6 protein-coding genes are annotated in these 8,883 nt (G+C 42.8%); 1 reads left to right on the top strand and 5 read right to left on the bottom strand.

The window, feature by feature from the left end; all coding sequences use genetic code 11:
* The first annotated feature begins 423 nt into the window (after window positions 1–423).
* Window positions 424–1,608, top strand: coding sequence for an AAA family ATPase (locus tag J2X69_RS11835; RefSeq protein WP_310103491.1), 1,185 nt, complete (start codon window positions 424–426; stop codon window positions 1,606–1,608).
* Window positions 1,609–2,049: 441 nt separating this feature from the next.
* On the opposite strand, the gene J2X69_RS11830 is transcribed toward J2X69_RS11835, so the two are convergent.
* From J2X69_RS11830 to J2X69_RS11810, 5 genes are read right to left on the bottom strand one after another with little or no spacing between them, the layout of a single operon-like run.
* A complete protein-coding gene (locus J2X69_RS11830; RefSeq protein WP_310103489.1) occupies window positions 2,050–3,672 on the bottom strand; it encodes a hypothetical protein in 1,623 nt (540 codons plus the stop codon).
* Window positions 3,669–5,858: a hypothetical protein gene (locus tag J2X69_RS11825; RefSeq protein ID WP_310103487.1), complete on the bottom strand. Its 2,190-nt coding sequence runs from the start codon at window positions 5,856–5,858 to the stop codon at window positions 3,669–3,671. Before J2X69_RS11825 ends, J2X69_RS11830 begins: the two co-directional genes overlap by 4 nt.
* Window positions 5,855–7,027, bottom strand: coding sequence for a BatA domain-containing protein (locus J2X69_RS11820; protein ID WP_310103485.1), 1,173 nt, complete (start codon window positions 7,025–7,027; stop codon window positions 5,855–5,857). Before J2X69_RS11820 ends, J2X69_RS11825 begins: the two co-directional genes overlap by 4 nt.
* Window positions 7,027–7,896, bottom strand: a complete 870-nt coding sequence (locus J2X69_RS11815; RefSeq protein ID WP_310103483.1) for a DUF58 domain-containing protein — start codon at window positions 7,894–7,896, stop codon at window positions 7,027–7,029. The genes J2X69_RS11820 and J2X69_RS11815 overlap by 1 nt, the downstream gene beginning before the upstream one ends.
* Window positions 7,883–8,881, bottom strand: a complete 999-nt coding sequence (locus J2X69_RS11810) for a MoxR family ATPase (protein ID WP_310103481.1) — start codon at window positions 8,879–8,881, stop codon at window positions 7,883–7,885. Before J2X69_RS11810 ends, J2X69_RS11815 begins: the two co-directional genes overlap by 14 nt.
* Between the last annotated feature and the right edge of the window lie 2 nt (window positions 8,882–8,883).

Below are 8,883 nucleotides of genomic sequence, written 5' to 3'. Positions count from 1 at the left end.
TCGTTAGTGGTTCCTCTTGGTATCTAAATAAAAGATCTTCAAACTCCATATTATTGTCACAATATCGCACAATAATCGGAAAATTTCCGATTATTGACCAAAAATTTGACAATAATTGAAAATATTGTTCAAACGAATACTGTCACAGATTTTAATAAGGTTTGTGAAGAATGTGGCCCGAAGAATTAACCTAAAGGCCTCTTAATGATTAAACCTTGAATCTAAGTCTTAAGGGATCTTATTCAAATTTTATATGGCAATCACTACAACGCACTGCTTTTGTGCCTCTGAAAGTTGGTCAAGCCTCTGCTTACTTATATAGAGCCCCTAAGCATTCTTGTTAAATGTTTTTTTCAGAAAACATAACTTTAAGTTGTTTTATATAAAAAACATTTTGTATTTTTGTTTTATAAAGAAAACAAAATGGAACGTATCCTTGAAATTTCAAAACGCAAGCAACAGACTTCATTGCCTAAGTTTAAAAGATACTTAGCTGCTGCTATTGATTGGAGTCAGCGACTGATTCTAATTTTAGGCCATAGAGGTGCGGGGAAAACCACGCTGATGTTACAAAAAATGCAAGAAATTGGTGATCAGGTGATTTACCTTAGCTTGGACGATTTCTTATTCGAGGAAAAAAGGCTTGCGGAGTTAATAGATCAACTTTATGAAAAAGGGATTCGATATTTTTTTCTGGATGAAGTTCACCGATACCCACATTGGTCCGCTGATCTGAAAACGCTGCATGACAACTACCCGGATGCCTATTTTGTAGTATCAGGATCATCGATTCTAGAACTTGGCAAAGGCAAGGCGGATTTGTCCCGAAGAGCAGCGGTATATCATTTGGCAGGATTGTCTTTTAGGGAATTTATTTCACTGGAACAGAACGTTTCGCTACCGCAAAGAACCTTGACAGAACTCCTCACCCAGCAGGCATCCATCAGTGAAGAAATTTCTGACCAATTGGACATCCTTACCCTTTTTGACAACTACCTGAAATTTGGATATTACCCATTCTACAAAGATGGTCAGGCACTTTACAAATCCAGATTATTAGAAACGACTAATTTGGTTTTGGAAATGGACATTGCCCCCTTTGAAGATTTGGCTCACAAAACTATCCGGAATATGAAGAAACTCATCTTCATCATCAGTGAATCCGTCCCCTTCATTCCGAATATCAGCAAACTGGCTGAGCGTCTTGAAGTCTCTAGAAATACCGTTTTAAAAACTTTCGACCTACTTGCTCAGGCACAAATCCTAAACCTCCTTCGTTCTGATACCCATGGGGTATCATTTCTACAAAAACCGGAAAAAATCTACCTGCAAAACACCAATCTAGCCTTCGCATTATCATCCAATGAAGCCAATAGAGGGAATATCCGGGAAACTTTTTTCCTGAATCAGCTTCAGGTAACCCATGCTGTTACCCTACCCAAATACGGAGATTTCATGATCGACAACCAAATTGTAGTGGAAGTCGGTGGACCCAATAAAACCAGTGAGCAACTAAGGGGAATCCCCAATTCCTTTATCGCAGCAGATGGCATCAAAACCGGCTCAGGAAACAAAATCCCCCTCTGGCTATTTGGATTTTTGTATTGAATTGGCTTTTACTCCTGCTACAAGAATAAATCAGTTCGACACCCTCCGGGGTCGTGGGAAATCATTCTTATCTACCTTTGTCCACAGGTTTCACCTGCGGTTCCGCCACGGCGGACGTAGTATTGAGAAGTTTGACCCCGTTCGGGGTCTGGATTTTGGCATATTAGAAGGGATTGAAGTATCAATAATAAATAGGTGATAATTTTTGATTATAAAAACGATCCTGAAGGGACCGAACCTTTCAATACCCCCGGTTTCACCGGGGTAAAAGGAAATCAAGAACGCGCACAACAACCCCGAATGGGGTTGAACTTTTGCTAAGACAAGAAGTCTCTTGTCCCCTTTTAGTCCCGATAGCTTGGGAGGGGGGAATTGCCAAATTTGAACCTCTAGCATTAATTCAAAACATGTACGTGCGGTTAAGAGGGTACTCACCTACCCCTACTTCAAAACCTTCGGCTCCAGCCATATCATAGTCAAAAGCATCAAAAACATGCCAAGCCAAAACCAATCGGAAACTTTGCTTGGCGAAGTAAAACCGGTAGAGGATGCTTCTTTATCAGCATGTGATTTCAAAAAATCAGCACGTAACTTCACCGCCCTCACACTTGGCCACTCATCCGCAGCATAGCTATAGAATTCCAAACTATCTCCCAAGGAAACCCATCCCGAATCCGGATTAATAAATCTCCCTGCTTTAGAAAAGGGATTTACAAGAGAAGGCTGAAGAAATATTGAATCAGATTCAATCAATATGAAACTCTTTTCAAACTTTTCTTGATTCACTTCAATTTCAGCCTTCAGCCCGCTAAAGAGAGGCTGGGCTATCTCAACTGCACCTGACTCCTGAGGCATCAACGCTCCCAGGATTTCCTGCCAAATCGCTTGGTACCTTAGACTATCACCGGCCAATTTCAACGGAAAAGTCTTCCCAAGCAAACTCACACCTATTTTGGCATTGCCGATTTGCTGCACGGCAAAAGCTTGGTCAAACAACGATTTCTGTGCAATAGCATTTTCTATAGCATAGGGTGAAGCTTCCACACCTTCTTCAATTTCTCTGATCTCTTCGCTTGTGATTCTCTTAGTTTTAAAATTTGTACCAAATGCCTTATTGATTGCAGAGATATCATTCCCAACTTCACCCACATTGATAACCAAAACAGAAGCTCCATTACCGATCGCATCTTGAGTTGATTTTCTGGTGAGTTGTGCAGGATCAATGATCAAGAACTGAAGGGAATCCGATTCTGAATTTCCTGAACTTATGACTGAGTTTTTTGAGATAGCTATCCGCTCATTTACCTGTTCGCCTGAGTTGATCAAATGCTGCCTCAATGTCCTGATCTCTGCATCAGGGAAAGCAAACTGCAAATGGTATTGAATGGGCTTGGCAGCTCTGGCAAAGAAATTAACCTGACCGATCAAGCTATCGTTAGCCATCATATCCAACTCATTTCTTCCAAGTATTCCTGCCGGAAATTCAAGCTTAAATCCACCCAAATTTGGTTCCAGGATAGTTTCTGCTAAAATTTCACCTTGCTGAACCAGCGTGATTCTCAACGAATCATTGGCTTCAATTTTGCCACTTACTGTTTGCAATTCTCCTTCACGCAGGATTCCCTTCCATTCTAAAAAAGAAATTGAACCTTGTTTAATTTCAGGAATCCAATGGATATCCTTTGCCTCGAATTTTAATAATTCTGTCTGTGTGAAATCATCCCCCAATAGATACACAGGATTTCCCTCTTGGTTGTAATCGGTGATTTTCACTGTTTTTTTGATCCCCAGACTATCTTTCCAGAAGCGAATCTTGTCTTTTGTGATGGATGCCGAATGAACCATTACTGCTTCAGCAGGTCGTCCTAGGATCCAAACCGGCTGAAACATATAAGCAATCAGCACTAGGGCAAAGAGCACATTCAATGAGATCTTGACCGCTTTTCTCCAAGCTTCAAAATTGGCCTTTAGAATCCATGAAAGCTGAAATCCGAATAGGACTATAATTGCCCCGGCAAACACCCAAGCCCATGGCCAGGAAATCAAAGGTTCGAATTGAATCATTGCAATTTGCTCCAAAAGGCTTTTTCTAATTCTTTTTGTTTGAGAAAAGATGCATTTACACCTTCACTTTGTGGTATAAAAGGATACAATTTTTGAAATAATTCCTTCTTTCCTTCTTCGTCTATTCTCCCCGCATTCAACTCCTGAAGTCGTACCAATACAGACCAATCCTGCATACCTGAATAATTCATTCTGGAAGTCCATAGCTCTCCCAGTTTCTGTACAGCGGCTTTGTCGCGAGCCGAAAGTTGTTGCTTAGGTAGTATTCCCAGCACTTCAGCAGCAAGGGGTGCCAAGCGATTGGTCAGAGCTAATTGAGCAACTTCAATTTGACTCTTTAGCTCATCCAGATCACCTGTCAATCGCTTCTCTTCCTCCCTGATCGGCGGGGGATCAAAGCCCGTTCGCTTCACATATACCCTTGATTTCTGTTGCACTGTTTTCAAATATTCCAGCGCCTTCTCCTGAAAAGGCAAAGCCTCAGCGGGCTCAAAAAGCCTCAACTGCAACTCAGACTTCCACATTTGATCCAAGGCCATTTTAAGTGTGCTTTTGGTGGATTCTTCAAAATAAGTATTGGCTTCAGCATCCTCGTGATTGTGCAGGTACGAGTCCAATAAACCTCCCAGCCCACCGTCATCATCCGAACTATGGGATTCAGACTCATGGTGGTGGTCGTGATCATGGCCGTGTTCTGGCAGAAGCACATTTGCCGTTATTCCTGCCTCATGCTCCTCATCATGCCTGTGCTCATAGCCTTCCAGTAGATTCTCACTGTTCCCCACTTGCCCTCCGCCGGCAGTTTCCTCAAACTCCTCTCCCAGATATTGACCATAGCGCAATCTGAGCATCTTCTGGTCGTAGCCTATTTCGTTGGAAATGACGTTGAATTCCCGCTCTGTGAGATTCTTTTTGTCGGCAAGAAGCTTTTGGGTATCGATGATGATTTGCCGCTGACTTCGGAAGTAATCCGGCATGACATGTATGGCCATTCCTACCAGTTCCTCTTCAGTCATTCCGGTCGAATCCACATAGTTGATAAAATAGGTGTCACTTCGCGAGAAATTAGGATCAGGTCTTTTATTGTCGATTGCCGCCCAATAGTAGTAGAGTTCATCGCCATGCCTGAAATCCAAAGCATTCAGATCCAACTTTACAGACAACTCTTTAGACTTAAAATTTTGGGAGGGAACCGGGATTCTACTTTCGCGAAACTTCACATTTTCACCGGATCCACGGGCCAAAGTCGCCACCAGGAAAACTTCCCGAACTTGAAAGTCATCCGAGACTTTTGAAGTCACATGCATGATCTTCGGATCATTGGTAAAATGATAGGTGTACAATTCCTTATCCGAAGGCCGGATCACAGGAGGTAGATCCAGTACAGCTTCCAAGGTGAAATAATCAGATTCAAAGACAAGCTCATTGTCCTTACTCGCACGAAGCGCATAGATCCCGGAATTTCTCACCCGATCACGGAGCACAAACTGATCTTGCTGCTTTGCGAACTGTAACCCATCTCCATTGGAATTGATTAGTTCCAATGTGAGATTTTGGGCAGTTGAAAGTGAAATAATCCATTCTATATCAGAACCAACTATAGTCTTTACTTCAAGTGATGATTGATTTACTTTTGGTAATCCTGTGTAAGTGGGAGGAGTAATAGAAACCGACACCGAAGTCATTTCTACAGGCAAATCAACTACGGAAACCTCTTCGGACTCACTGTCCGATTTGATCTGAATTGCAGGTGCTATTTCTTCAGGAAGGCTTAAGAGCGATAAACCATAAACACCCGATGCAAGAAACAATGCGATCAGGAAAGGCAGGGTATTCCTATACCAAACCTTAATTTCTCCACCACGAAAGTTAGCATTTACCCGTTCCCACTGAAGCTGCTCCGCTATGTTTCTGTCCGTTTTGTCAAGCAGTTGCAGACTGAATTCTAAGTCAGGAAACTGCCGATGCATCAGCTGAACAGCCTGAAATCGCCTGCTTTGGAACAAACCCAAAAAGTATCCAAAAGCTATAAAAGCCAGCACAGCAATCAAACCAACAACCGGGATAGATGACGTGAAAACCATCGAAAATACTGCAACTGCCAAACCTGCCAGCAAGGATTTCAGCCCAGCTTGCATATGCAATTGCGTCTCACTTCTGGCGATATATCGAGCTATACTACTCATAGCCCTTTCTTATTGGCGAAGTACCGTTCGGCTCCGAAACACAGCACAAAAAGCCCCAATAAAAGCAAATTTAGATTTGCCTTCTTGCCTTCATTTTTGCGTGGCTCTACCAAAAACCTGTCCGCAACCTGGGCATGACTCAAGGGAGCATCTTTCTTATCAACTCCCGAAAATTCCAGAAATGCTTCTAAAATCACTTCGGGTAATTTCCCCGTTTGCACCAACTCAGAATGTTCGAAATCCAGTTGATCCGAAAAAGCTACCAGATTGGACTGCTGCGAAAAAGAGAACCTATCCGAGATAAAGTAGAGTTTATTCCTATCTGTTTCAGATGGGGAATTATGGTCAAAAACAAGTCTTGCCGCATCTATTTCTTCCTTTTCTGTGAAGCCAAATCCATACACATCCCCGATTGCTTCCAGAGATGCATTAATGAATTGACGCTCGCTTGGAGAAACATCCCCCAGGTAATACCCGAAATCCTCCTTTTCAAACTTAATTGAAGCTGCTACTTCACCCACTTCCGAACTGGGGATCACTAAGCCACTAGGATCAATTTCAAGCATTTTTCCTCCCTCTACCGAGATAAGTTGATTTTGTCCTGTTGCCAGATCAACACTTCCCAAATAAAGAGTTGGTTTGATAGGGCTAAGGTAAAAATCTGAGTTCAACGCATTTTGGGAATTTGCCAAGTATAGATAAAGAGTCGAAGCATTCTCCGGAATTTGATCAAGTGAAGCTTGAATCTTGTCTACTTTTCTATCTGTATTTAAATCATCTAAGTCTTCAATTGGAGTAAGATTTTCATCTGCCCAATATATTTCCTCACCATTATCCAAAGCTTGTTGAAGTTCAAATTTAAACTCTTCAGCCAGTTGGTCATTTGGCTGTACCAAATGAATGACCAGCTCTTCGGGCGTATTATTCAGGAAAGGGATAAACACCTGACTTAGCAGTAACACCAGCAGCACAAGCATAAGAATCCTCAGCACAAGCACCAAAATATTCTCAAGACGAAAACCTCTCGTAACGGAGCTTTCTTCCTTGGAAAGCCAGTGCATAGCTGCCCAATGGAGTACCTGGCCTTTTCTTCCCTGCCAAAGGTGAATCAGGATTGGCATGCTGATTCCCAGCAAACCCCAAAGCAATATGGGCTGTAGAAACTGCATCAGAACAAGGTTCTTTGGGAGAGAAATTTACTGATCACTTCAGCAATAGAATCTGTCAATCGCACTTGAAACAAATGAACTTTCGGTAGAAGTAATGATTGTTTAAAATCTGATAAATAGTTCTTTATAGATTCATTATAGTTTTTCTCTATCGACTGATGATCCAAAATCACGGTACGGTCTGACTCCAAATCCTTAAAATTGAAATTGCCTTTAAGGTCAAATTCCTCCTCCTGCTTTCCCAAAATCTGAAACAGCACAATCTCCTTTTTCGGATGACGCATTTGCTCTACTATGTCCAGCCACTCGTTATCCTTTTGCAAGAAATCAGAAACCAGAATAATCAGTTCTTTCTGCCTGCTTTTCAATGCCGGGAAATCCTGCTTCACTATTGGCCAGGATCCGGCGGCTGCCTCTTCTTCCAAATAGTACAGCATACGTTGAAATGCCTTGGGTGAGGCTGCGACCTTCTGTACCACTTTCCCATCCTGACAGGTAAAATAACTTAAGGAGTCGCCTTGCTGATGTGCTAAGTAAGAAAGTGACGCAATGAGGTTTTTAGCGTAGTCTAAGCGTTTAATTCCGTTTTCCTCATAATTCATCGATCCCGATAGATCAAGCATCATACGGATGTGCAAATGGCTTTCTGTCTGCGATTCTTTGATCATATACTTGCCGGAGCGGGAAAAGTACTTCCAGTCAATCCGCTTGGGATCATCTCCGGGCTCATAGTACCTGTACTGCTCAAACTCAGAACCCACTCCCACGCGTTTGCCTAGGTGTACACCATTCTTGAGTTGCTCGCTGATGATTTTAGCGGCCAGCTTCAAATTGTTGAGTTTGATGATTTCCAGATTACTTGCTTGCATGGATAGGCAATGCTTCTAGGATTTTGGAGATAACTGCATCAGGTAGGATATTCTCGGCTTCCGCCCGAAAGTGTAACGAAAGTCTATGTCTCAATACCGGAAAAGCCAACGTCTTGATGTCGTCAGGAGTGACGGCATAGCGTCCTTTCACCAATGCCCGGGCTTTGGCACAAAGAATCAATGCCTGACCTGCCCGTGTACCTGCCCCCCACTCCACATAATCTATAACAGTTTGAATCTCTGAATTATCAGGACGGGTAGCTCGAATTAACTTATTGATGTAAACAAGCAATTGAGAATCAATGTGAACCTCTCTGGTTAGTTTCTGCAAGTTCAATATATCCTTAGCTGAGAAAACAGCGTCGGGCTTGCCTGTGTAAGTCCCGGTAGTTTTTTCCAAGACATCCAGCTCCTCCTGCTCGGATGGATAGCCTAGCTTGATGTACAAAAGGAAACGGTCCAATTGGGCTTCAGGCAGCGGATAGGTTCCTGATTGCTCAATGGGATTTTGCGTAGCAATAATCAAAAAAGGAGACGGAAGCGGGTGGTGTTGCCCCCCGTAAGTCACTACCTTCTCCTGCATGGCTTCCAGCAATGCAGCCTGGGTTTTGGGTGGAGTTCGGTTGATCTCATCCGCCAAAACCATATTGGCGAAAATCGGACCTCTGTTGAACTGGAAAAACTTCTTTCCTGTCTCATGGTCTTCTTCCAATATCTCAGTGCCCAGGATATCTCCAGGCATCAAATCAGGAGTGAATTGAATTCTTTTGAAATTCATCTCCATCCCCTGTGAAAGGGAATTCACCATCAGCGTCTTTGCCAAGCCAGGCACACCTTCCAGCAGGCAGTGCCCTCCTGCCAAGAGCGTGATGATAATCTCTTCGATCACAGACTCCTGACCGACGATGACTTTTGCAATCTCTTTTTTGAGCTGGGGAATTTTGCCCACCAGCTCTTTATAGGCTGTTAATTCTGTGTTTTCCAATA

The organism is Algoriphagus sp. 4150, assembly GCF_031457395.1.
Lineage (GTDB): Bacteria > Bacteroidota > Bacteroidia > Cytophagales > Cyclobacteriaceae > Algoriphagus.
The sequence above is the reverse complement of the archived record's forward strand: the minus strand, read 5'-3'. Positions and strand labels throughout refer to the sequence as shown.